The organism is Pseudomonas sp. BNK-7 (genome assembly GCF_048072025.1).
Classification (GTDB): Bacteria; Pseudomonadota; Gammaproteobacteria; order Pseudomonadales; family Pseudomonadaceae; genus Aquipseudomonas; species Aquipseudomonas danubii.
In genome coordinates, this window is the sequence record NZ_CP182252.1 from 763,976 (window position 1) to 786,408 (window position 22,433).

General features: G+C 62.3%; 20 protein-coding genes. 11 read left to right on the top strand and 9 right to left on the bottom strand.

Annotation, left to right across the window (positions count from 1 at the left end):
• Window positions 1–163 precede the first annotated feature (163 nt).
• From ACMGF8_RS03585 to ACMGF8_RS03595, 3 genes are read left to right on the top strand one after another with little or no spacing between them, the layout of a single operon-like run.
• The gene (locus tag ACMGF8_RS03585) at window positions 164–1,129 is read left to right on the top strand and encodes an HlyD family secretion protein (RefSeq protein WP_416758709.1); all 966 of its coding nucleotides are present in this window, start codon (window positions 164–166) and stop codon (window positions 1,127–1,129) included.
• Window positions 1,126–3,840 carry a ribosome-associated ATPase/putative transporter RbbA gene (rbbA, locus tag ACMGF8_RS03590; protein WP_115581179.1) on the top strand — a complete coding sequence of 905 codons (2,715 nt, stop codon included), beginning with the start codon at window positions 1,126–1,128 and terminating at the stop codon, window positions 3,838–3,840. Before ACMGF8_RS03585 ends, rbbA begins: the two co-directional genes overlap by 4 nt.
• Window positions 3,840–4,958 carry an ABC transporter permease gene (locus ACMGF8_RS03595; protein ID WP_115581180.1) on the top strand — a complete coding sequence of 373 codons (1,119 nt, stop codon included), beginning with the start codon at window positions 3,840–3,842 and terminating at the stop codon, window positions 4,956–4,958. The genes rbbA and ACMGF8_RS03595 overlap by 1 nt, the downstream gene beginning before the upstream one ends.
• Before the next feature lie 101 nt (window positions 4,959–5,059).
• Here ACMGF8_RS03595 and ACMGF8_RS03600 read toward each other — a convergent pair whose 3' ends face one another.
• Window positions 5,060–5,467, bottom strand: coding sequence for a flagellar basal body-associated protein FliL (locus ACMGF8_RS03600; protein WP_102862193.1), 408 nt, complete (start codon window positions 5,465–5,467; stop codon window positions 5,060–5,062).
• Between the two features lie 158 nt (window positions 5,468–5,625).
• On the opposite strand from ACMGF8_RS03600, the gene ACMGF8_RS03605 reads away from it, so the two are divergent.
• A complete protein-coding gene (locus ACMGF8_RS03605; protein ID WP_102862194.1) occupies window positions 5,626–6,603 on the top strand; it encodes an NADPH:quinone oxidoreductase family protein in 978 nt (325 codons plus the stop codon).
• 12 nt (window positions 6,604–6,615) lie between these two features.
• Here the strand turns inward: ACMGF8_RS03605 and ACMGF8_RS03610 are convergent, their stop codons facing one another.
• From ACMGF8_RS03610 to ACMGF8_RS03635, 6 genes are all read right to left on the bottom strand, one after another.
• Window positions 6,616–7,266: a gamma-glutamylcyclotransferase gene (locus ACMGF8_RS03610; protein WP_102862195.1), complete on the bottom strand. Its 651-nt coding sequence runs from the start codon at window positions 7,264–7,266 to the stop codon at window positions 6,616–6,618.
• A 212-nt stretch (window positions 7,267–7,478) separates the two neighbouring features.
• Window positions 7,479–8,447 (bottom strand): CDP-6-deoxy-delta-3,4-glucoseen reductase, encoded by a 969-nt coding sequence (locus ACMGF8_RS03615; RefSeq protein ID WP_102862196.1) that lies wholly within the window; start codon window positions 8,445–8,447, stop codon window positions 7,479–7,481.
• On the bottom strand, window positions 8,447–9,913 hold the full coding sequence (gene ubiD / locus ACMGF8_RS03620) for a 4-hydroxy-3-polyprenylbenzoate decarboxylase (RefSeq protein ID WP_011064155.1): 1,467 nt from the start codon (window positions 9,911–9,913) through the stop codon (window positions 8,447–8,449). The genes ACMGF8_RS03615 and ubiD overlap by 1 nt, the downstream gene beginning before the upstream one ends.
• 125 nt (window positions 9,914–10,038) lie before the next feature.
• Complete coding sequence (rho, locus tag ACMGF8_RS03625) at window positions 10,039–11,298, bottom strand: transcription termination factor Rho (protein WP_017125454.1); 1,260 nt, start codon at window positions 11,296–11,298, stop codon at window positions 10,039–10,041.
• Window positions 11,299–11,545: 247 nt separating this feature from the next.
• Window positions 11,546–11,875 carry a thioredoxin TrxA gene (trxA, locus tag ACMGF8_RS03630; protein WP_016967174.1) on the bottom strand — a complete coding sequence of 110 codons (330 nt, stop codon included), beginning with the start codon at window positions 11,873–11,875 and terminating at the stop codon, window positions 11,546–11,548.
• 120 nt (window positions 11,876–11,995) lie between these two features.
• Window positions 11,996–12,700 carry a FadR/GntR family transcriptional regulator gene (locus ACMGF8_RS03635; protein ID WP_416758715.1) on the bottom strand — a complete coding sequence of 235 codons (705 nt, stop codon included), beginning with the start codon at window positions 12,698–12,700 and terminating at the stop codon, window positions 11,996–11,998.
• Window positions 12,701–12,955: 255 nt separating this feature from the next.
• On the opposite strand from ACMGF8_RS03635, the gene ACMGF8_RS03640 reads away from it, so the two are divergent.
• The 5 genes from ACMGF8_RS03640 (at window position 12,956) to ppx (ending at window position 17,456) form a co-directional block, all read left to right on the top strand.
• The gene (locus ACMGF8_RS03640; protein WP_102862198.1) at window positions 12,956–13,741 is read left to right on the top strand and encodes a transporter substrate-binding domain-containing protein; all 786 of its coding nucleotides are present in this window, start codon (window positions 12,956–12,958) and stop codon (window positions 13,739–13,741) included.
• Between the two features lie 21 nt (window positions 13,742–13,762).
• Window positions 13,763–14,431 (top strand): amino acid ABC transporter permease, encoded by a 669-nt coding sequence (locus ACMGF8_RS03645; protein ID WP_213665230.1) that lies wholly within the window; start codon window positions 13,763–13,765, stop codon window positions 14,429–14,431.
• Window positions 14,428–15,078: an amino acid ABC transporter permease gene (locus ACMGF8_RS03650; protein ID WP_102881244.1), complete on the top strand. Its 651-nt coding sequence runs from the start codon at window positions 14,428–14,430 to the stop codon at window positions 15,076–15,078. The genes ACMGF8_RS03645 and ACMGF8_RS03650 overlap by 4 nt, the downstream gene beginning before the upstream one ends.
• Complete coding sequence (locus tag ACMGF8_RS03655) at window positions 15,065–15,799, top strand: amino acid ABC transporter ATP-binding protein (protein ID WP_102862201.1); 735 nt, start codon at window positions 15,065–15,067, stop codon at window positions 15,797–15,799. The genes ACMGF8_RS03650 and ACMGF8_RS03655 overlap by 14 nt, the downstream gene beginning before the upstream one ends.
• A 154-nt stretch (window positions 15,800–15,953) precedes the next feature.
• Window positions 15,954–17,456, top strand: coding sequence for an exopolyphosphatase (ppx, locus tag ACMGF8_RS03660; protein WP_102881245.1), 1,503 nt, complete (start codon window positions 15,954–15,956; stop codon window positions 17,454–17,456).
• 177 nt (window positions 17,457–17,633) lie between these two features.
• Here the strand turns inward: ppx and ppk1 are convergent, their stop codons facing one another.
• Together ppk1 and hemB are read right to left on the bottom strand one after the other, a co-directional pair.
• Window positions 17,634–19,847, bottom strand: a complete 2,214-nt coding sequence (ppk1, locus tag ACMGF8_RS03665; protein WP_102862203.1) for a polyphosphate kinase 1 — start codon at window positions 19,845–19,847, stop codon at window positions 17,634–17,636.
• Window positions 19,848–19,865: 18 nt separating this feature from the next.
• Window positions 19,866–20,879, bottom strand: coding sequence for a porphobilinogen synthase (gene hemB / locus ACMGF8_RS03670; RefSeq protein ID WP_060841658.1), 1,014 nt, complete (start codon window positions 20,877–20,879; stop codon window positions 19,866–19,868).
• A 207-nt stretch (window positions 20,880–21,086) separates the two neighbouring features.
• Between hemB and ACMGF8_RS03675 the strand changes: the two genes are divergently transcribed.
• Together ACMGF8_RS03675 and elbB are read left to right on the top strand one after the other, a co-directional pair.
• The gene (locus tag ACMGF8_RS03675; RefSeq protein ID WP_102862204.1) at window positions 21,087–21,713 is read left to right on the top strand and encodes a DedA family protein; all 627 of its coding nucleotides are present in this window, start codon (window positions 21,087–21,089) and stop codon (window positions 21,711–21,713) included.
• A 49-nt stretch (window positions 21,714–21,762) separates the two neighbouring features.
• The gene (gene elbB / locus ACMGF8_RS03680) at window positions 21,763–22,431 is read left to right on the top strand and encodes an isoprenoid biosynthesis glyoxalase ElbB (RefSeq protein WP_416758720.1); all 669 of its coding nucleotides are present in this window, start codon (window positions 21,763–21,765) and stop codon (window positions 22,429–22,431) included.
• Window positions 22,432–22,433: the final 2 nt, after the last annotated feature.

Here is a 22,433-nt window from a genome sequence, read left to right on the forward strand (position 1 = left end):
TGGCCTGGCAAGCGCAACGGCACTGGCGCCAGTTTTTTGCCCCGATCGCCATGCAGCCTGCGAACAATAGGTTTAGGCTTGGCCCTTTCATTTGACGAGCATCAAGCGGGTAAAAGCCTTGATACGTCAGACTAGGACGCTATAGCCGCAGGACGCAGAACACATGTCGACGAACCACCGTTCTTCCCGCCTTTTCGCTGTCTCCCTCTTGATTCTGTTGCTCGCCGCTGGTGGCTTCGGTTACTGGAAATCCCTCCAGGATCGTCTGCCGGAAGGGCTGAGCATGGGCAATGGCCGTCTCGAAGCCACTGAGGTGCAGATCGCCAGCAAGATTCCCGGACGCCTGGCGGAAGTGCGGGTCAATGAAGGCGACAAAGTGCTCCAGGGCCAACTGCTGGCCCGGATGGATACCCGCACCCTGGAAGCCCAGCGCAGCCAGGCCGAAGCCGAAGTGCTGCGCGCCCGGGAAAACCTCTCCGCCGCAGAAGCCAACGTGCAACTGCGCCAGAGCGAATTGCTCCTGGCCAATCAGGAACTCAAGCGCTCCCAGGAATTGTTCAGGCGCGGCTTCGCCAGCCAGCAGATCATCGATCAGCAACAGGCACGGCTGAACACCGGCAATGCCGCCGTGCTGGCGGCCCAGGCCCAGGTAGCGGCGGTCAAGGCCGCTATCGGCGCCGCCCTGGCCCAGGTTGCGCAGCTCACCAGCGAGATCGACGACAGCAGCCTGCGAGCCCCCATCGACGGCATCATCCAACTGCGTCTGGCCGAGCCTGGCGAAGTCCTGGGTGCCGGCGGCCGAGTACTGCTGTTGATCGACCCCTACGACCAATACATGAACCTCTACTTGCCAGCCTCGGTCACCGGGCGCCTGACGGTGGGCGATGAATCGCGGATTGTTCTCGACGCCCTGCCCAACCAGCCACTGCCGGCAAAGATCAGCTTCGTCGCGGCCAAGTCGCAATTCACCCCCAAAGAAGTGGAAACCCGTGACGAACGCCAGAAACTGGTATTCCGGGTCAAGGTGCGCCTGACTCAACCCGCCGCCGTGCCCCAGGCCAAACCGGGCATGCCCGGTGCCGGTTATGTGCGCACAGCCACCGTGGACTGGCCGGCTAACCTGCAATGAATGCCCTGGCGCTGCACGCCACCGGCATCAGCCATCGCTACGGTGCCCAGCAGGCTCTGATCGACATCAGTTTCAGCCTGCCGGCAGGCACACGCTGCGGCCTGATCGGTCCTGACGGTGCCGGCAAGTCGAGCCTTCTCGGGCTGATTGCCGGGGTCAAGAAGCTTCAGCAAGGCGAGCTCGAGGTACTCGGCGGAGCCATCTCCCAGCGCCGCCACCGCAGAAGCCTATACCCGCGCATCGCCTTCATGCCCCAGGGGCTGGGGGGCAACCTGTATCCCGACCTGTCCATTAGCGAGAACATCCGCTTCTTCGCCACCCTGTTCGGCCTGCCACGTGACGAATGCGACCAGCGCATGCACAGCCTGTTGCTGGCCACCGACCTGCTGCGCTTTGCCGAACGCCCGGCGGGCAAGCTGTCCGGTGGGATGAAACAGAAACTCGGCCTGTGCTGCGCGCTGATCCACGAACCGGATCTGTTGATCCTTGACGAGCCCACCACCGGGGTCGACCCGCTTTCCCGCCGACGCTTCTGGGAACTGGTGGAGGATGTGCGCCAGCAACGACCACAACTGACCCTGTTGGTGGCCACCGCCTACATGGAAGAAGCCGAACAGTTCGAGCATTGCCTGATGCTCGACCAAGGCAAGTTGATCGCCCAGGGCCTGAGCCGGGAGCTGGCGCAGGTAACGGGCAGCGGCAAGCTGGACGATGCCTTCACTCACTACCAGGGCGACAGCGGCCATGACAATCAGCCACTGGTGATCCCGCCACGTTCTGGCGATAACCAGGACATCGCCATCGAGGCCCACGAGCTGACCCTGCGCTTCGGCGACTTCACCGCCGTCAACAAAGTCAGCTTCGCCATCGGTCGCGGGGAGATCTTCGGCTTCCTCGGCTCCAACGGCTGCGGCAAGACCACCACCATGAAGGTCCTCACCGGGCTGATGCCCGCCACTGAAGGCAGCGCCAAGTTGCTGGGCAATCCGGTGGACGCCAAGGACCTGGCCACCCGCAAGCGGGTCGGCTTCATGTCCCAGAGCTTTTCCCTGTACGGCGAACTCAGCGTGCGCCAGAACCTGGAGCTGCATGCCCGCCTGTTCGACCTGCCGAAAGCCGAGAGCGGCCCACGCATCGAGGAACTGATCCAGCGCTTCGACCTGGGCGCAATCGCCGAGCAGCAATCCGGCGCCCTGCCCCTGGGTCTGCGCCAGCGCCTGTCCCTGGCCGTGGCGGTGCTGCACCGCCCGGAAGTGCTGATCCTCGACGAACCCACGTCAGGGGTTGATCCGGCAGCCCGTGACGATTTCTGGCGACTGCTGATCGAACTGTCCCGGGAACAGGGCGTGACCATCTTCCTGTCCACTCATTTCATGAACGAAGCCCAGCGCTGCGACCGCATTTCGTTGATGCACGCCGGCAAGGTACTGGCCTGTGACACACCAGCGGCGCTGCAACAGCAGTTTTCCGGCGACACCCTGGAAGCCGCCTTCGTCCGCTGCCTGGAAGAAGCCCAAGGAGCCGCGGATACAGCGCCACCTCCGGCGGCTGCCGCCAGCCACGCCATCGCGCCTCCGCGCTCGGGCCTGAGCCTGGCCCGGCTGCTGGCAGTGGCCACCCGGGAAGGCAAGGAGCTATTGCGGGACAAGGTGCGCTTGGGCTTTGCCCTGCTGGGGGCGATCTTCATGATGGTGATCTTTGGCTACGGCATTTCCCTGGATGTGGAAAAGCTCGCCTTCGCCGTCTACGACCAGGATCAGACGCCGCAAAGCCGCGCCTATCTGGAGGCTTTTCGCAGCTCACGCTACTTCGAGGAAAAACCCACCATCCGCAGCTCCGCCGAACTGCATCGGCGCCTGCAGCGCTCGGAGATCAAGCTGGCCCTGGAAATCCCTTCCGGCTTTGGCCGCGATCTGTATGCCGGGCGCCAACCGACGGTGGCCGCCTGGCTGGACGGCGGCATGCCGTTTCGCGCGGAAACCAGCCGCAACTATGTCGAGGCGGTACACCAGGCCAACCTCGAACTCCTGGCCGAACACAGCAGCCCGGCACTGAACACAAGATCCGCCGCCAAGCTGGAAACACGCTTTCGCTACAACCAGGACGTGGTCAGCGTCAACGCCATCGGGCCCGGGGTCATGGCGCTGATCCTGGCGTTCATTCCGGCCATGCTCACCGCCCTGGGCATCGTTCGCGAGAAGGAACTGGGCTCGATCACCAACTTCTATGCCACGCCCCTGACCCGCCTGGAGTTCCTCCTGGGCAAGCAGGCGCCCTACCTGGCCGTGAGCCTGATCAACCTGGGATTGCTGGTGGCCATGAACCGCTGGCTGTTCGGCGTGCCCTTCAAGGGCAGCGGACTGACCCTGGCCCTGGGCGGCGTCCTCTACGTGCTGGCCACCACCAGCATGGGCCTGCTGATCTCGGCCTTCACCCGCACCCAGATCGCGGCGATCCTCGGCACCATGATCATCACCAGCCTGCCGACCATCCAGTTCTCCGGGTTGATCGTGCCGCGCTCGTCCCTGGAAGGCTCGGCGGCGATCATGGGGCAGTTGTTCCCCGCCGGGCACTTCCTCGACATCGCCGTCGGCACCTTCACCAAGGCCCTGGACCTGCGGGAGCTATGGCCTCAGTGCCTGGCACTGATCGGGTTCTTCCTCGGTTTCACCGGGCTTAGCCTGGTCATGTTGAAAAAGCAGGAGGTCTGATGAACAGGCTCGCCCATATCCTGCGCCTGGGTCTGAAGGAGCTCACCAGCCTGCGTCACGACAGTGTCTTGCTGTTGTTCCTGTTCTACGCCTTCACCGTGGCCATCTACCTGCCGGCAGCCGGCTCGGTCATTGGCGTACACAACGCCAGCGTGGCCCTGGTGGATGAAGACCACAGCGCACTGTCACGACAATTGGCAGAGGCCCTGCAACCGCCGGAGTTCCAGAACCCGGTCGCCCTGCCCTACGACCAACTGGACAAGGTGATGGACAGCGGCCAGTACACCTTCGTGATCAACATCCCTGCCAACTTCCAGAGCGACCTGCTGGCCGGCCGTCAGCCGGCGGTGCAGGTCAACGTCGACGCCACCGCCATGAGCCAGGCGTTCATGGGCGCCGGCTACATTGGCCGAATCTTCCAGCGCGAGTTGCTCAACTATGCCAACCAGGCGGATGCCGCGAGCAAGGCCCCGGCCCTGCTGACCACCCGCGCGCTGTTCAATACCAACCTGGAGGGAGGCTGGTTTCTTGCGGTGATCCAGATTGTCAACAACATCACCATCCTGGCCATCGTGCTCACCGGAACCGCGCTGCTGCGCGAGCGCGAGCACGGTACCCTCGACCACTTGCTGGTACTGCCGCTGACGGCCCTGGAGATCATGCTGGCGAAAATCTGGAGCAATATGCTGGTGGTGGTGCTGTGCACCTGGATATCGCTGGAAGTGATAGTCAAAGGCGTGCTGGGCGTGCCGCTGGCGGGCTCGATGGGGCTGTTCCTGATGGTCACCGCGTTGTATCTGTTCGCCAGCACCGCACTGGGGATCTTCCTTGCCACCCTGGCCCGCTCCACCCCGCAGTTCGGCCTGCTGGCGATCCCGGTGATCATCCCGATGCTGCTACTGTCCGGTGGCAGCACACCGCTGGACAGCATGCCGCAATGGCTGCAATGGGTGATGCAGGGCTCGCCATCAACACACTTCGTCAGCCTCAGCGCAGCGATCCTGTTTCGTGATGCGGGCGTCAGTGTGGTCTGGCCCGACCTGCTGGCCCTGGCGACGATCGGTCTGCTGTTCTTCGCCATTGCCCTGGCGCGCTTTCGCAAAAGCCTCGCCTCATGAGCCACACGCTGTTGGAGCCGACTGGCCGGCGAAAGGGCCCTCAAGCCCCACGTCGCCCTCTCGGACGCCTTCGCTGGCCAGCCAGCTCCAACAGCTGAGCGTTACTGGATGATCAGGTTGTTGAACAACAGGTCTTCCACCACCGGCTTGCCGGTTTCGTCATTCATGACTTGCTGCACCTGCTTGAGGGCTTCCTGGCGCAGCTTTTCCTTGGCCTCGACGTTGTTCATGGTGTCGACGGTCTGCTGGGCAAACAGCGCCACCAACTGGTTGCGGATCAGCGGCTCATTGGCCTTGACCGCCTGGGCCGAAGCGTCGCCGGTCACCCGCAGGGCCACGTCAGCCTTGTAGACCTTGAGCTTGGGGCCGCCATCCAGGCCGTAGTTACCGACAAAGGGCGGGCTCAGGCTGATGTAACTGACTTTCGGTGCTTCGCCTTCTTTAGCCTCTTCAGCCCCGGCTGCCATCGGCAGGGAGAGGGCCAGCAGCAACATGATCCACGCTTTCACAATTCGCTCCTTAATCCGGTTTGCGGCCTAGCATAAAGGCCCGCCCGCCTGAGCCCAAGCACAAGCTTATGGCTGACCATCAGGGCCGGGCATGCTCGTTGACCGCCTGATTCACACTCCTACACTTATCGGCCACCACTCCCAAAGGAATAGCCCTGATGAAAGCCGTGCTGTGCAAAGCCTTCGGCCCCGCCGAAACGCTGGTGCTGGAAGAGGTCGCAAGTCCCGTGCCGAAGAAGAACGAGGTCCTGCTGGACGTGCATGCCGCAGGGGTGAATTTTCCGGACACCCTGATCATCGAGGGCAAATACCAGTTCAAGCCACCCTTCCCCTTCTCCCCGGGCGGTGAAGCGGCCGGTGTCATCAGCGCAGTGGGCGAGAAAGTCAGCCATCTCAAGGTCGGCGATCGGGTCATGGCCCTGACCGGCTGGGGCAGTTTTGCCGAACAGGTGGCGGTGCCGGGCTACAACGTATTGCCGATTCCCGCCGCCATGGACTTCAACACCGCTGCCGCCTTCAGCATGACCTACGGCACCTCGATGCACGCCCTCAAGCAACGGGGCAACCTGCAGCCGGGTGAGACCCTGCTGGTGCTCGGTGCCTCGGGCGGGGTCGGGCTGGCGGCGGTGGAAATCGGCAAGGCCATGGGCGCCCGGGTGATCGCCGCCGCCAGCAGCGCAGAAAAGCTCGCCGTGGCCAAGGCCGCCGGTGCCGATGAGCTGATCAACTACAGCGAAAGCAACCTGAAGGACGAGATCAAGCGCCTGACCGATGGCAACGGTGCCGACGTGATCTACGACCCGGTGGGCGGCGACCTGTTCGATCAGGCGGTGCGCTCCATCGCCTGGAACGGTCGCTTGCTGGTGGTGGGCTTTGCCAGCGGACGCATTCCCGAATTGCCGGTGAACCTGGCGCTGCTCAAGGGCGCGGCGGTGGTGGGCGTGTTCTGGGGCTCCTTCGCTCAGCGCCAGCCTCAGGACAACGCGGCGAACTTCCAGCAGCTGTTCGGCTGGTTCGCCGAAGGCAAGCTCAAGCCGCTGGTGTCCCAGGTCTATCCTCTGACGGCAGCCGCCCGGGCCATCGATGATCTGGGGCAGCGCAAGGCAGTGGGCAAAGTGGTGGTGCAGGTCCGCTGAGGCCGGCTTCCGTCAATAGGCCACAGCACCCTTGCAGCGCTTGAGCCGTGCCTCCAGGTTGCGATCCGGCATGGCGTGGCTGCGCAGGGCTTGAATGGTCTGTTCAACATAATCGCGGGTGGTGCCATAACGCCCGCAAGCGCTTTCGAACACCTGGCTCAGTACATGATCCGGCAGATTGCCGGCATAGCTGGGCAGGTGCCGCTCCAGCACAAAACCCAAGGCCTGGACCTGACTGCCATCCTCGAGACGGCAGTTGAGCCAGTGCGGACGGTAAGAGGGATAAGGCATTTCACGCTGCCACAGGGCATACAACGAGGCATCCAGATGCTCCTCCGGCAGCCGGTAGGCGAAGCCGCTGCAGGAGCCGCCACGATCCAGGCCAAACACCAGCCCCGGCAGTTCAGGCGTGCCGCGATGCTCGTGGGACCACAGGTACAGACCGCGATGATAACCATGCACCCGGCCACGCATGCGCTCGACCGCCGAACACTCCGGGCGCCAGATCAATGAACCGTAGGCGAACAGCCAGACAGGGCCGCCCTTGTGCCGGGCCATGGTGGACTGCATGGAGCTGAGAAGTTGTTCGTGGGTCAGCTGCGGCCCCAGATCGAGCCGCGGAGGGTAAGCCAGATTCAGATAACTGGATTCAAGGGCTGTCATGGCGAATAGCGTTCGGCTCCCCGCGTAAAAGAAGTTACTTAATAGAACGCTTGGCAGTAACTACAAGACACATAAGTTTCAAGGCAAGTTAAGTGCCACTAGAGCAGCACTCAAGTTGAAGGCTTATATATAACCTACCGGCATTTATTTAATTAGATAAATACCGATGGGCTATATACAGAGTTATAACGAAGGGCACGGACCCGATGCAATCAGGGCCGCGGGGCGTAGGCGAACACGTCCGCACGCATCTGATGGGCATCCATCCCGGCATTCACCAGAGCGTCCAGGGTGGCGTAGATCATGGCTGGCGAGCCGCTGGCGTAGACATGCACCGACGACAGGTCGGTGATGTCCTCGCAAACCGCCTCATGCAACATGCCGCAGCGCCCCTCCCAACCACACAGGTCGCTGACCACCTTGTGCAGATAGAGATTAGGCAGTTGCTGCCACTCATCCCAGTGTTCCAACTGATAGAAATCTTCCGGCCGGCGTACGCCCCAATACAGGTGCACCGGATACTTGAAGCCTTTGGCCCGGCAGTGCTCGATCAGGCTGTGCATCTGCGCCATACCGGTACCGGCAGCGATCAGCACCAGCGGGCCCTGCGGCAACTCGGCCAGGTGAGTGTCGCCAAAAGGCAATTCGACCCGAGCCATGCGGTTGCGCTGCAACTGCTCCATCAAGCTCTGCGCACTGTTTTCGCGCACCAGCACATGCAGCTCCAGATCACGCCCGCAATGGGGTGCTGAAGCCAGGGAGAAGGCCGACTTCTCGCCGTTATCCCGCTCCAGCATCAGGTACTGGCCCGCATGATAGCGGGGTGGCTTGCCGGCCGGCGCTCGCAGCCTGACCCGCCAGACATCGCCGCCGACCTCAAGGCACTCAGTGAGCTGACACGACAAGCTGCGCACCGGCAACTCTCCCAGCGCAAGGACACCATCCCACAGCACAATGCAGTCTTCCAGCGGCTCTGCAATGCAAGTGTAGAACTCACCATGATCACGCACATCGCCGGCTTGCTGCACACTGCCCTCCACCAGCAGGGCCGCGCACACGTGACAGTTGCCATTGCGGCAGCTCTGCGGGCATTCATAGCCCAAGCGCCGCGCCGCATCGAGAATCCGCTCGCCGGGCAGCGTCTCAAGCACCGCTCCGGAGGGCTGCAAGGTTACACGCATCAATCTATTCCTAACTGATTCCAGATGGCATCGATCCGGCGGGTGACCGCCTCATCCTTGACGATGACCCGGCCCCACTCTCGGGTGGTTTCTCCGGGCCACTTGTGGGTGGCATCGAGCCCCATCTTCGAGCCCAGGCCGGACACCGGCGAGGCGAAGTCGAGGTAGTCGATCGGGGTGTTGTCGATCATCACCGTGTCGCGCTTGGGGTCCATGCGCGTGGTGATGGCCCAGATCACATCGTTCCAGTCCCGGGCATTGATATCGTCGTCGGTGACGATAACGAACTTGGTGTACATGAACTGTCGCAAAAACGACCAGACCCCCAGCATTACCCGCTTGGCGTGGCCCGGGTACTGCTTCTTCATGGTCACCACCGCCATGCGGTACGAGCAGCCTTCTGGCGGCAGGTAGAAGTCGGTGATTTCCGGGAACTGCTTCTGCAGGATCGGCACGAAGACTTCGTTCAGCGCCACGCCGAGAATCGCTGGCTCATCCGGCGGCCGGCCGGTGTAGGTGCTGTGATAGATCGGCTTGATGCGATGGGTGATGCGCTCCACGGTGAACACCGGGAAGCTGTCGACTTCGTTGTAGTAGCCAGTGTGGTCGCCGTACGGGCCTTCGTCGGCCATCTCGCCGGGATGGATCACCCCTTCAAGGATGATTTCGGCGGTGGCCGGGACTTGCAGGTCGTTGCCACGGCACTTCACCAGTTCGGTGCGGTTGCCCCGCAGCAGGCCGGCGAAAGCGTATTCGGAGAGGCTGTCCGGCACCGGGGTCACGGCGCCCAAGATAGTTGCCGGGTCCGCGCCCAGGGCCACGGACACCGGGAACGGCTGGCCCGGGTGCTTCTCGCACCACTCGCGGTAATCCAGAGCGCCACCACGATGGCTCAACCAGCGCATGATCACCTTGTTGCGGCCGATTACCTGCTGACGATAGATGCCCAGGTTTTGCCGGTCCTTGTTCGGCCCCTTGGTCACCGTCAGGCCCCAAGTGATCAGCGGACCGACGTCGCCTGGCCAGCAGGTCTGCACCGGCAGCATGCCGAGGTCGACGTCGTCGCCTTCGATCACCACTTCCTGGCAGACCGCATCCTTGACCACCTTGGGCGCCATGGAAATGATCTTGCGGAAGATCGGCAGCTTGGACCAGGCATCCTTCAAGCCCTTGGGCGGCTCCGGCTCCTTGAGGAACGCCAGCAGCTTGCCGATCTCGCGCAGTTCGCTGACGGCTTCGGCGCCCATACCCAGGGCCACACGCTCGGGGGTACCGAACAGGTTGCCGAGCACGGGGATGTCATAACCGGTGGGGTTTTCAAACAACAGGGCCGGGCCTTTGGCACGCAAGGTGCGATCGCAGACCTCGGTCATTTCCAGCACTGGGGACACCGGAACCTGGATGCGCTTGAGTTCGGAGCGCTGTTCCAGGCCGCTGATAAAGTCGCGCAAGTCGCGATACTGCATGCGTGAGCCTCGTTTTCGCCGTGGCATTCGGGGCAGGCAGTTTAGCGCCGAACCCACAGGTTCAGAATAGAGAATGTCAGATAGCAAAAAGCCGGGTTTCCCCGGCTCTTGCTGGCCTGATCGATTTACTTGCGTTTCATCGACAGGAAGAACTCATCGTTGGTCTTGGTCTGTTTCAGCTTGTCGACCAGGAACTCAATGGCAGCGACTTCATCCATGGGATGCAGGAGCTTGCGCAGGATCCACATGCGCTGCAGCTCGTCGTCGGCCGTCAGCAACTCTTCGCGGCGGGTGCCGGAACGGTTGATGTTGATGGCCGGGAAGACGCGCTTTTCAGCGATCTTGCGATCCAGGGGCAGTTCCATGTTGCCGGTACCCTTGAACTCTTCGTAGATCACTTCGTCCATCTTCGAGCCGGTTTCAACCAGCGCGGTGGCGATGATGGTCAACGAGCCGCCTTCTTCGATGTTCCGCGCGGCGCCGAAGAAACGCTTCGGTTTCTCCAGGGCGTGGGCATCCACACCACCAGTCAGGACCTTGCCGGAGCTCGGGATCACGGTGTTGTAGGCACGGGCCAGACGGGTGATGGAGTCCAGCAGGATCACCACGTCCTTCTTGTGTTCGACCAGGCGCTTGGCCTTCTCGATCACCATCTCGGCCACTTGCACGTGACGGGTTGGCGGCTCGTCGAAGGTGGAGGCAACCACTTCGCCGCGCACAGTGCGCTGCATCTCGGTCACTTCTTCCGGACGCTCGTCGATCAGCAGCACGATCAGATGAACTTCAGGGTTGTTGCGGGTGATGTTCGCAGCAATGTTCTGCAGCATGATGGTCTTGCCCGCCTTTGGCGGAGCAACGATCAGACCACGCTGGCCTTTACCGATCGGAGCGCACAGGTCGATGACACGACCGGTCAGGTCTTCGGTGGAACCGTTGCCGGCTTCCATCTTCATGCGCACGGTCGGGAACAGCGGCGTCAGGTTTTCGAACAGAATCTTGTTCTTGGCGTTCTCGGGACGGTCGTAGTTGATGGTATCGACCTTGAGCAGCGCGAAGTACCGCTCGCCTTCCTTCGGAGGGCGGATCTTGCCAACGATGGTGTCACCGGTACGCAAGTTGAAGCGACGGATCTGGCTTGGCGAGACGTAGATATCGTCCGGGCCGGCCAGGTAGGAGGCGTCGGAGGAGCGGAGGAAGCCGAAGCCGTCCTGGAGGATCTCCAGCACGCCATCACCGGAGATTTCCTCACCGCTTTTCGCGTGCTTTTTCAGCAGGGAGAAAATCACGTCCTGCTTGCGCGAACGGGCCATATTTTCTATGCCCATCTGTTCGGCCAATTCGAGCAGTTCGGTAATCGGCTTTTGCTTGAGTTCAGTCAGATTCATATAGGAATGACGTAATCATTTATAGAGGGGGGAAATTAAGCTTTTGGCTTAATGAGGCCGCGCCGCAGAGAAGGCGACAGGATCGCGTACTTATTCGAAAAGGAGAGCGTCGGCGACGGCTTGCAGGGGGCACTGGAGAAACCAGTGCGGGGCCGAATGTAACACCTGAGTTTCGGAGCGTCTAGCCCTCAATTACGAAAAAGCCCCGCGTTTTGCGGGGCTTTTCCAGGGCACTGAAAATCGACGCTTAGATGTTGGCGTCGAGGAACGCTGCCAACTGCGACTTGGACAGTGCGCCGACCTTGGTGGCTTCGACGTTGCCGTTCTTGAACAGCATCAGGGTCGGAATACCACGCACGCCATGCTTGGCCGGGGTTTCCGAGTTTTCGTCGATGTTCAGCTTGGCAACGGTCAGTTTGCCTTTGTAGGTTTCAGCAATTTCGTCCAGAACCGGAGCGATCATTTTGCATGGGCCGCACCACTCAGCCCAGTAGTCGACCAGTACAGCGCCTTCGGCTTTGAGTACGTCGGCCTCGAAGCTGGCATCGCTGACGTGTTTGATAAGATCGCTGCTCATGGAATTCTCCAGGTTGTAAGCAAAAAAACGTGGCCCATCATATCCGCCCTTCCCGCGTTCAGGAAGCCGGAGATGATTGACTCTAACTATGGTGCCCCATGAGTTTGGGTATAGCTCAGCTCACGAAGATGTGGGGGTGACAAAGGCGATTCCAGTGCGCAGAGCGGCATTGCGCACATGCTCCTGCATGGCCTTTTGTGCCGCCCCCGAAGCGTGCCGGGCCAGGGCGCGGAGGATCTTGCGGTGCTCCTGCCACGTCTCCATGGCCCGCTCGGGTCGGATGAACGGTAGTTTCTGACTTTCCAGGAAGATCTCGGCGCTGGTGCTGAGGATGCTCAACATCGCCTGGTTGCCGCTGGCCAGGAGGATCTTCTGGTGGAACTCGAAATCCAGCCGCGCCGCCGACTCGAAATCCCCGACCCGCAATTGGCAACGCATGGCCTCGACATTGTCTTCCAGGGCATCCAGCTCATCGGCGGTCAGGGTCACTGCCGCCAACCCCGCGGCAAACCCCTCCAGGGCATAGCGCAACTGAAAGATATCCACAGGCGAAGCCTGAGCGGCGAACGGCCAACTCAAGCCGGCACCGGCTGCCGCTGCCTCGGGAGCCTGGACGAACACCCCCTTGCCCGGCTGCACACTGATCACCCCCAGCGCGCTCAAGGATGACAACGCCTCACGCAGCGACGCCCGACTGACCCCCAACTGCAGCGCCAGATCCCGCTGCGAAGGCAGCGCATCACCGGGGCCGAAGCCCTGCTCGCTGATCAACTGGCGAATGGCTTGCAGCGCCACTTCGGGTACGGCACGAGTAATCGAATTCATGGGCTTGAGGCTGGCCAGTGCAGGAAAAGCTCCCTTGTAAAGCTATTCGCCGAACCCGGCAAGTCGTGCCCCAAGGGGGTTCGAGGGTACGACCCCATGCCCGATCCGAGTGCGAAAAAACACCCAACTGTTCAGACCAGTAAGACCGACCAAAGCCAATAAAACCCATATTTCCAGGGCCTTTTCCGCGTGTTGGCATGGCCTGTGCTCTGTCGCCACACAGAAACCACTTCCCACGACTTGCGGAGATTCGCCATGACCAAACGCTGTAGCGCCCTGCTCTCTGCCCTGTTTGCCAGCCTGCTGCTGGCCCAGGCCCCAGCCCAGGCCAATGCCCTGGACGACGTGGTGGCCCGCGGCACCCTCAAGGTCGCCGTGCCTCAGGACTTCCCGCCCTTCGGCTCGGTAGGCCCGGATATGCAGCCCCGGGGCCTGGACATCGACACCGCGCGCCTGCTGGCCGAGCAGCTCAAGGTCAAGCTGGAGCTGACCCCGGTCAACAGCACCAACCGCATTCCGTTCCTCACCACCGGCAAGGTGGATCTGGTGATCTCCAGCCTCGGCAAGAACCCGGAACGGGAAAAGGTCATCGACTTCTCCAAGGCATACGCACCCTTCTACCTCGCAGTCTTCGGCCCGCCCGAGGCGGCCATCGCCGGCCTTGACGACCTCAAGGGCAAGACCATCAGCGTCACCCGAGGCGCCATCGAAGACATCGAGCTGAGCGCCGTGGCCCCACAAGGCGCGACCATCAAGCGTTTCGAGGACAACAACTCCACCATCGCCGCCTACCTCGCCGGCCAGGTCGACCTGATCGCCAGCGGTAACGTGGTGATGGTCGCCATCAGCCAGCGCAACCCGAAACGCATCCCGGCGATGAAGATCAAGCTCAAGGACTCCCCAGTCTACGTCGGCGTCAACAAAAACCAGCCGGAGTTGCTGGACAAGGTCAACCAGATCCTCAGTGCCGCCAAGGCTGACGGCGCCCTGGAGAAGAACTCCCAGTTGTGGCTCAAAGAGCCGCTGCCGGCTGACCTCTGATCGGCGCCCCGGAGCTTGAGCATGGCTTATCAGTTCGACTTCCTGCCGGTGCTGGAAAATACCGGCCTGCTGCTACGCGGCGCCCTGTTCACCCTGGAGTTGACCGCCATAGGCACCCTGCTGGGGGTCAGCCTGGGGATAGCCGGGGCTCTGGTGCGGGCCTGGAAGATCCAGCCCCTGGCGGCGATCTTCGGCGTCTACGTCGAGCTGATCCGCAACACGCCGTTCCTGGTGCAGTTGTTTTTCATCTTCTTCGGCCTGCCATCCCTGGGCCTGCAGATCTCCGAGTGGCAGGCGGCGGTGCTGGCGATGGTGATCAACCTCGGCGCCTACTCCACGGAAATCATCCGCGCCGGCATCCAGGCCATTCCCAAGGGCCAGCTGGAAGCCGCCGCAGCCCTGGCCATGAGCCGCTTCGAAGCCTTTCGGCACGTGGTGCTGCTGCCGGCCCTGGGCAAGGTCTGGCCGGCCCTGTGCAGCCAGATCATCATCGTCATGCTGGGCTCGGCGGTGTGCTCGCAGATCGCCACCGAAGAGCTGAGCTTCGCCGCCAACTTCATCCAGTCGCGCAACTTCCGCGCTTTTGAAACCTACGCCCTGACCACCCTGATCTACCTGTGCATGGCCCTGCTGATCCGCCAACTACTGAACTGGTTCGGCCAACGCTACATCCTGAGGAACGGCCGATGAGCGACTTCACCTTCTGGGACATCCTGCGCAACCTGCTCAGCGGCCTGCAGTGGACCCTGTTGCTGTCCCTGGTGGCCTTTGTTGGCGGCGGCCTGATCGGCCTGCTGGTCATGACCCTGAGGATCTCCGACAAGACCTTTGCCCGCGCCTTCGCCCGCACCTATATAGAGCTGTTCCAGGGCACACCGCTGTTGATGCAGTTGTTCCTGGTGTTCTTCGGTATTGCCTTGCTGGGTGTGGATATCTCGCCCTGGCTGGCGGCCGCTATCGCCCTGACCCTGTTCACCAGCGCCTACCTGGCAGAGATCTGGCGCGGTTGCGTCGAGTCGATCCCCCACGGGCAGTGGGAAGCCTCGTCGAGCCTGGCGCTCAATCCCTATGAGCAACTGCGCTACGTGATCCTGCCGCAAGCGCTGCGTATCGCCGTGGCGCCCACCGTGGGTTTCTCGGTGCAAGTGGTCAAAGGCACCGCGGTGACCTCGATCATCGGTTTCACCGAACTGACCAAGACCGGCGGCATGCTGGCCAATGCCACCTTCGAGCCCTTCATGGTCTACGGCCTGGTGGCCCTCGGTTACTTCCTGCTCTGCTACCCCCTGTCCCTCAGCGCGCGCTACCTGGAAAGGAAACTGCATGCCTCTGCTTAGAATCTCCGCCCTGCATAAATATTACGGCGAGCACCATGTGCTCAAAGGCATCGACCTGAGCATCGAGGAGGGCCAGGTAGTGGCAATCATCGGTCGCAGTGGCTCGGGCAAGAGCACCCTGCTGCGCACCCTCAACGGCCTGGAGTCGATCAACGACGGGGTGATCGAGGTTGACGGCGAGTACCTGGACGCCGCCCGCGCCGATCTGCGCAGCCTGCGACAGAAGGTCGGCATGGTGTTCCAGCAGTTCAACCTGTTCCCTCACCTGACCGTGGGCGAGAACGTGATGCTGGCCCCGCAAGTGGTGCAGAAGGTGCCCAAGGCCCGGGCTGCCGAGCTGGCGCGGCAGATGCTGGCCCGGGTTGGCCTGGCGGAGAAGTTCGATGCGTTTCCGGATCGACTGTCCGGCGGCCAGCAGCAGCGGGTCGCCATTGCCCGAGCCCTGGCGATGTCGCCCAAGGTGCTGTTGTGCGATGAGATCACCTCGGCCCTGGACCCGGAACTGGTCAATGAAGTGCTCAGCGTGGTGCGCCAACTGGCCCGGGACGGCATGACCCTGATCATGGTCACCCATGAGATGCGCTTTGCCCGGGAAGTGGGCGACAAGCTGGTGTTCATGCACCAGGGCAAGGTGCATGAAGTGGGAGATCCCAAGCAGCTGTTCGCTCATCCGCAGACCGCCGAGCTGGCGAACTTCATTGGCAGCACCGAGCAGGCTTGAGGCTCCCGTGTCGTAGGAGCCGGCTGGCCGGCGCACAGCGACAGCACAGCCTGCCGAGGGTTTTATGCGTTGAATCAACGCATTGGACACTGCGCGTTGGCGCGAGCCGTTGATCGTGGCAGGATGGCGAGGTTATCGACCGAGACCCCCAACCATGCCCCAATCCCAAGCCAAGAATCTGTCCCTGATCGCCGCGATCGATCTGGGCTCCAACAGCTTTCACATGGTCGTGGCCAAGGCCCGGAACGGTGAAATCCGCATTCTCGAGCGGCTCGGTGAAAAGGTTCAACTGGCCGCCGGAATCAACGAAGAACGCCAGCTCAACGAAGAATCCATGCAGCGCGGGCTCGACTGCCTCAAGCGCTTCGCCCAACTGATCAACGGCATGCCACCGGGCACCGTACGCATCGTCGGCACCAACGCCCTGCGTGAAGCCCGCAACCGTGGCGAGTTCATTCGCCGCGCCGAGGAGATCCTCGGCCACCCGGTGGAGGTCATCTCCGGCCGTGAAGAGGCCCGACTGATCTACCTCGGGGTGTCCCACACCCTCGCCGATACCCCGGGCAAGCGCCTGGTTGCCGACATCGGTGGCGGCAGTACCGAATTCATCATTGGCCAGCGCTTCGAACCCCTGCTGCGGGAAAGCCTGCAGATGGGCTGCGTCAGCTTCACCCAGCGCTATTTCCGCGATGGCAAGATCACCCCGGCCCGCTACGCCCAGGCCTACACCGCCGCGCGGCTGGAGATCATGAGCATCGAACATGCCCTGCATCGCCTGACCTGGGACGAAGCCATCGGCTCTTCCGGAACCATCCGCGCCATCGGCCTGGCCCTCAAGGCCGGCGGCCAGGGCAGTGGCGAGGTCAACGCCGAGGGGCTGGCCTGGCTCAAGCGCAAGCTGTTCAAGCTGGGGGATGCCGAGAAAATCGACTTCGAAGGCATCAAGCCCGATCGGCGGGCGATCTTCCCGGCGGGCCTGGCGATTCTCGAAGCCATCTTCGACGCCCTGGAACTGCAGCGCATGGACCACTGCGAAGGCGCCCTGCGTGAAGGCGTGCTCTACGACCTGCTGGGCCGCCATCATCACGAAGACGTCCGTGAACGTACCCTCAGCTCGCTGATGGAGCGCTACCACGTGGACCTGGAGCAGGCCTCGCGAGTCGAAGGCAAGGCCCTGCGCGCCTTCGACCAGGTGGCGGCGGACTGGGACCTGGAGGACGGTGTCTGGCGCGAGCTGCTGGGCTGGGCCGCCAAGGTCCACGAAGTGGGACTGGATATCGCTCACTACCACTACCACAAGCATGGCGCCTACCTGATCGAGCACTCGGACCTGGCCGGCTTCTCCCGGGAAGACCAGCAGATGCTGGCGCTGCTGGTGCGCGGCCACCGCCGCAACATTCCCAAGGAAAAATTCGCCGAGTTCGGCGATGACGGCATCAAGCTGATCCGCCTGTGCGTGCTGCTGCGCTTCGCCATCCTGTTCCATCACATCCGTGGCACCCAGCAGATGCCTCAGGTGAGCCTGAGCGCCGAAGGCGACCATCTGGATGTGGAGTTCCCGGAAAACTGGCTGGATGAAAACCAGCTGACCCAGGCCGACTTCGCCCTGGAAGCCGAATGGCTGACCCGGGTCGGCATCGTGCTCAACGTTCGCTGAGACCTGAACAAGCCGACCTTAGGAGCCGGCTTGCCAGCGAACAGGCCCCAAGCCCTGAATCGCTCTTGCCGGGGCTTTCGCTGGCAAGCCAGCTCCTACCAAACACCCAACGCAAGCCAATAAAAAAGGCCAGCCCGGTAAACGGGCTGGCCTTTTTGTCTACGGCGCCTGTGGCGCTTAGCGCACTGGCAACACCGGGCTGCCAAGACGCTCCAGCAAAGTCGCCTGGGCGCTGCGCGGGTTCTGATTGCCGGTCGGCGTGTTGCGGATGTAACGGCCGTCGGACTGCAGGCTCCAGCTGTGGGTGTTGTCGGTGAGATAACTCTCCAGCTCTTTCTTGACCCGCAGGATCAGCTTCTTGCCTTCCACCGGGAAGCAAGTCTCGACCCGCTTGTCGAGGTTGCGCTCCATCCAGTCGGCACTGGAAAGGAACATCTGCTCCTCGCCGCCGTTGAGGAAGTAGAACACCCGAGTGTGTTCCAGGAAGCGACCGATGATGGAGCGCACATGGATGTTGTGCGACACCCCGGCAATCCCCGGACGCAGGCAGCACATGCCGCGCACCACCAGATCGATGCGCACGCCGGACTGGCTGGCCTTGTACAGCGCGCGGATGATTTTCGGATCGGTCAGCGAGTTGAACTTGGCGATGATGTGCGCCGGCTTGCCGTCCAGGGCGAACTGGGTCTCCCGGGCGATCATGTCGAGCATGCCCTTCTTCAGGGTGAACGGCGCATGCAACAGCTTCTTCATGCGCAGGGTCTTGCCCATGCCGATCAGCTGGCTGAACAGTTTGCCGACGTCTTCGCACAAGGCGTCGTCGGAGGTCAGCAGGCTGTAGTCGGTGTACAGACGGGCGTTGGCCGCGTGGTAGTTGCCGGTGCCCAGGTGGGCATAACGCACGATCTCGCCGGCTTCGCGACGCAGGATCAGCATCATCTTGGCGTGGGTCTTGAAGCCCACCACGCCATAGATCACTACCGCGCCGGCCGCTTGCAGGCGGCTGGCCATCTGCAGGTTGGACTCTTCGTCAAACCGCGCACGCAGTTCGATCACCGCGGTGACTTCCTTGCCGTTGCGCGCCGCGTCCACCAGGGCGTCGACGATCTCCGAGTTGGCGCCGCTGCGGTACAGGGTCTGGCGCACCGCCAGCACATGCGGGTCCTTGGCGGCCTGGCGCAGCAGGTCGACCACCGGGGTGAAGGACTCGAACGGGTGCAGCAGCAGGATGTCCTGCTTGCTGATGACGCTGAAGATGTTCTCGCTGTTCTGCAGCAGCTTGGGGATCTGCGGGGTGAACGGGGTGTATTGCAGCTCCGGATGACTGTCCAGGCCGGTGATGCTGAACAGTCGCGTCAGGTTCACCGGACCGTTGACCTGATAGAGCTCGGTCTCGTGCAGGTTGAACTGCTTGAGCAGGTAGTCCGACAGATGTTTCGGACAGGTGTCGGCCACTTCCAGACGCACCGCGTCACCGTAGCGACGGGAGAACAACTCGCCGCGCAGGGCGCGGGCCAGGTCTTCGACGTCCTCGGTGTCCACCGCCAGGTCGGCGTTACGGGTCAGGCGGAATTGATAGCAGCCTTTGACCTTCATGCCCTGAAACAGGTCGTCGGCGTGGGCGTGGATCATCGACGAAAGGAACACATAGTTGTCGCCAGGGCCGCCGACCTCTTCCGGCACCTTGATGATGCGCGGCAACAGACGCGGAGCCGGGATGATCGCAAGGCCCGAATCGCGACCGAAGGCATCGATGCCTTCCAGCTCGACGATGAAGTTCAGGCTCTTGTTCACCAGCAGCGGGAACGGGTGCGTCGGGTCGAGGCCGATGGGGGTGATGATTGGCGCGATCTCGTCGCGGAAGAAGCGCCGGACCCAGGTCTTGAGCTTGGTGGTCCAGTGACGGCGACGGATGAAGCGAATCTGATGCTTCTCCAGTTCCGGCAGCAGAATGTCGTTGAGGATCGCGTACTGGCGATCGACATGACCATGCACCAGCTCGCTGATGCGGGCCAGGGCCTGGTGCGGTTGCAGGCCGTCGGCACCGGCCTGTTCCCGGGCAAAGGTGATCTGCTTCTTCAGGCCCGCGACACGGATCTCGAAGAACTCGTCCAGGTTGCTGGAGAAGATCAGCAGGAACTTCAGGCGCTCCAGCAGCGGGTAGGATTCGTCCAGCGCCTGTTCCAGCACGCGGATATTGAACTGCAGTTGCGAGAGTTCGCGGTGAATGTACAGGCTGCTGTCATCCAGGTTGGGGATGACAATGGCCGGCGTCGGTTGCACCTCGGCCACTACGGGCACGGGCTCGAGCTCCGGCGAGGTTTCAACCACTGGCTCGACCACCGGCTGAGCGTCTTTTACGGCAACTTCTGAGAGTCCTTCAGTATTCATCGCGTGTTCCTGGGAGGGCTATTTTTGCTCTCGTAACAATTGAGCAGCACGAACGGCAAAGTAAGTCAGGATGCCATCAGCACCTGCACGTTTAAAAGCGGTCAGGGATTCAAGAATAACCCCTTCACCCAACCAGCCATTCTGGATCGCCGCCATGTGCATGGCGTATTCGCCGCTGACCTGATAGACAAAGGTCGGCACCTTGAATTCATCCTTGACCCGAAAAAGGATATCCAGGTACGGCATGCCCGGCTTGACCATGACCATGTCCGCCCCTTCCGCCAGGTCCGCCGCCACTTCATGCAGGGCTTCGTCACCATTGGCCGGGTCCATCTGGTACGAGGCCTTGTCGGCCTTGCCCAGGTTCAGCGCCGAACCCACCGCATCGCGGAAGGGGCCGTAATAGGCGCTGGCGTACTTGGCCGAGTAGGCCATGATCCGCACGTTGACGTGTCCCGCCAGTTCCAGGGCTTCGCGGATCGCCTGGACCCGCCCGTCCATCATGTCCGACGGCGCCACCACCTGGGCGCCGGCCTCGGCGTGGGACAGGGCCTGACGCACCAGGGCATCGACAGTGATGTCGTTCTGTACATAACCCTGCTCGTCGAGAATGCCGTCCTGGCCATGGGTGGTGAACGGGTCCAGGGCCACATCGGTGATGACGCCCAGCGCCGGGAAGCGCTCGCGCAAGGCGCGGGTGGCACGCTGGGCAATCCCTTCAGGGTTCCAGGCCTCGGCCGCATCCAGGGACTTGAGCCCGGCCGGCGTCACCGGGAACAGCGCCAGGGCCGGAATCCCCAGCTCGACCCAATGCGCCGCCTCTTCCAGCAACAGGTCGATGGTCAAGCGCTCCACGCCCGGCATCGAAGCCACCGCCTCACGGCGATTCTCACCGTCGAGCACAAACACCGGCAGGATCAGGTCGTCCACGCTCAGCCGGTTTTCGCGAACCAGACGGCGCGAGAAATCATCACGGCGGTTACGCCGCAGACGAGTGGCAGGGAACAGGCGGCTGGCAGGGGTAAAGCTCACGGCGGACTCCAGAGCCCGCGCTGGCGGGCGAGCGTGACAGTTATAAGCGGGCATTATGACGAACAGATGACAGTTGTGCTCAAGCTGTTGACCGGCAGCAACACTCATTGTCATTGGCCCAATTGTTCACGTCGAGACACATTTCGATACTTTCCCCAACGTCGTCGAAGGGGTAGGCTGCGCGTTCATTTCGCCAGCATCCAGACAATGCTCCAACAATTTCTTCAGGATTTCGGCTATTTCGCCCTCTTTCTCGGTACGTTTTTCGAAGGCGAAACCATTCTGGTTCTAGCCGGGTTTCTAGCGTTCCGCGGATACATGGATATCAACCTGGTGATGGTGGTTGCCTTCTTCGGCAGCTACGCCGGTGACCAGCTGTGGTACTTCCTGGGGCGCAAGCATGGCCGCAAGTTGCTGGCGCGCAAACCGCGCTGGCAAATGATGGGCGATCGGGCGCTGGAACATATCCGCAAGCATCCGGATATCTGGGTGCTGAGCTTCCGCTTCGTCTATGGCCTGCGCACCGTGATGCCAGTGGCCATTGGTCTGTCAGGCTATCCGCCGGGCCGCTACCTGCTGCTCAACGGCATCGGCGCGGCCGTCTGGGCCGTGGCCCTGGCCCAGGCCGCCTACCATTTCGGCGCGGTCATGGAAGGCATGCTCGGCAGCATCAAGAAGTACGAGCTGTGGGTGCTGGGCGCGTTGCTGGTGCTGGGTTTCGGCCTGTGGCTGCGCCGACGCTTCAAGAACGCCCGTCTGGCCAAGCAGATCTATGACGCCGAACAAGCCGCCGAACAGGCCAAGGCCAAGGCTTCGACGACATCAGTGGAGTAACGCGCCGGTCATTGGCATGCTGTCAGCACCCTGAACCTGGAGAAAAACCATGAGCAAAAAAGTTGCAGTGATCCTTTCCGGTTGCGGCGTGTTCGACGGTGCCGAGATCCACGAAAGCGTGATGACCCTGCTGCGCCTCGACCAACGCGGCGCCCAGGTGCAGTGCTTTGCCCCGAACATCCCGCAGATGCATGTGCTCAACCACCTGACCGGCGAAGCCATGCCCGAGACCCGCAACGTGCTGGTGGAATCGGCGCGCATTGCTCGTGGCCAGGTCAAGGACCTGCGCGAGGCCAATGTCGAAGACTTCGACGCGCTGATCGTGCCCGGCGGTTTCGGGGCAGCCAAGAACCTCTCCAGCTTCGCCACCGAAGGCGCGGCCTGCACAGTCCAGGCGGACATCCTGGCTCTGGCCGAAGCCTTTGCCGAAGCGGGCAAACCGGTGGGCCTGATGTGCATCGCTCCGGCCCTGGCGGCGAAGATCTATGGTCCTGGCGTGACCTGCACCATCGGCAACGATGCCGATACCGCAGCGGCCCTGGGCAAGATGGGCGCCAGCCACACCGAATGCGCAGTAGGCGACATCGTCGAAGACAAAGCACGCAAACTGGTGAGCACCCCGGCCTATATGCTGGCGCAATCCATCAGCGAAGCCGCCTCCGGGATCAACAAACTGGTCGACCGGGTGCTGGAACTGACCCACGAAGGCGAGCAGTGACT

Excerpts from the sequence above, each read along its gene's own strand:
- ACMGF8_RS03585 (WP_416758709.1), top strand. The coding sequence starts at position 164 with ATGTCGACGAACCACCGTTCTTCCCGCCTTTTCGCTGTCTCCCTCTTG.
- rbbA (WP_115581179.1), top strand. The coding sequence starts at position 1,126 with ATGAATGCCCTGGCGCTGCACGCCACCGGCATCAGCCATCGCTACGGT.
- ACMGF8_RS03595 (WP_115581180.1), top strand. The coding sequence starts at position 3,840 with ATGAACAGGCTCGCCCATATCCTGCGCCTGGGTCTGAAGGAGCTCACC.
- ACMGF8_RS03605 (WP_102862194.1), top strand. The coding sequence starts at position 5,626 with ATGAAAGCCGTGCTGTGCAAAGCCTTCGGCCCCGCCGAAACGCTGGTG.
- ACMGF8_RS03610 (WP_102862195.1), bottom strand. The coding sequence starts at position 7,266 with ATGACAGCCCTTGAATCCAGTTATCTGAATCTGGCTTACCCTCCGCGG.
- ACMGF8_RS03615 (WP_102862196.1), bottom strand. The coding sequence starts at position 8,447 with ATGCGTGTAACCTTGCAGCCCTCCGGAGCGGTGCTTGAGACGCTGCCC.
- ubiD (WP_011064155.1), bottom strand. The coding sequence starts at position 9,913 with ATGCAGTATCGCGACTTGCGCGACTTTATCAGCGGCCTGGAACAGCGC.
- rho (WP_017125454.1), bottom strand. The coding sequence starts at position 11,298 with ATGAATCTGACTGAACTCAAGCAAAAGCCGATTACCGAACTGCTCGAA.
- trxA (WP_016967174.1), bottom strand. The coding sequence starts at position 11,875 with ATGAGCAGCGATCTTATCAAACACGTCAGCGATGCCAGCTTCGAGGCC.
- ACMGF8_RS03635 (WP_416758715.1), bottom strand. The coding sequence starts at position 12,700 with ATGAATTCGATTACTCGTGCCGTACCCGAAGTGGCGCTGCAAGCCATT.
- ACMGF8_RS03640 (WP_102862198.1), top strand. The coding sequence starts at position 12,956 with ATGACCAAACGCTGTAGCGCCCTGCTCTCTGCCCTGTTTGCCAGCCTG.
- ACMGF8_RS03645 (WP_213665230.1), top strand. The coding sequence starts at position 13,763 with ATGGCTTATCAGTTCGACTTCCTGCCGGTGCTGGAAAATACCGGCCTG.
- ACMGF8_RS03650 (WP_102881244.1), top strand. The coding sequence starts at position 14,428 with ATGAGCGACTTCACCTTCTGGGACATCCTGCGCAACCTGCTCAGCGGC.
- ACMGF8_RS03655 (WP_102862201.1), top strand. The coding sequence starts at position 15,065 with ATGCCTCTGCTTAGAATCTCCGCCCTGCATAAATATTACGGCGAGCAC.
- ppx (WP_102881245.1), top strand. The coding sequence starts at position 15,954 with ATGCCCCAATCCCAAGCCAAGAATCTGTCCCTGATCGCCGCGATCGAT.
- ppk1 (WP_102862203.1), bottom strand. The coding sequence starts at position 19,847 with ATGAATACTGAAGGACTCTCAGAAGTTGCCGTAAAAGACGCTCAGCCG.
- ACMGF8_RS03675 (WP_102862204.1), top strand. The coding sequence starts at position 21,087 with ATGCTCCAACAATTTCTTCAGGATTTCGGCTATTTCGCCCTCTTTCTC.
- elbB (WP_416758720.1), top strand. The coding sequence starts at position 21,763 with ATGAGCAAAAAAGTTGCAGTGATCCTTTCCGGTTGCGGCGTGTTCGAC.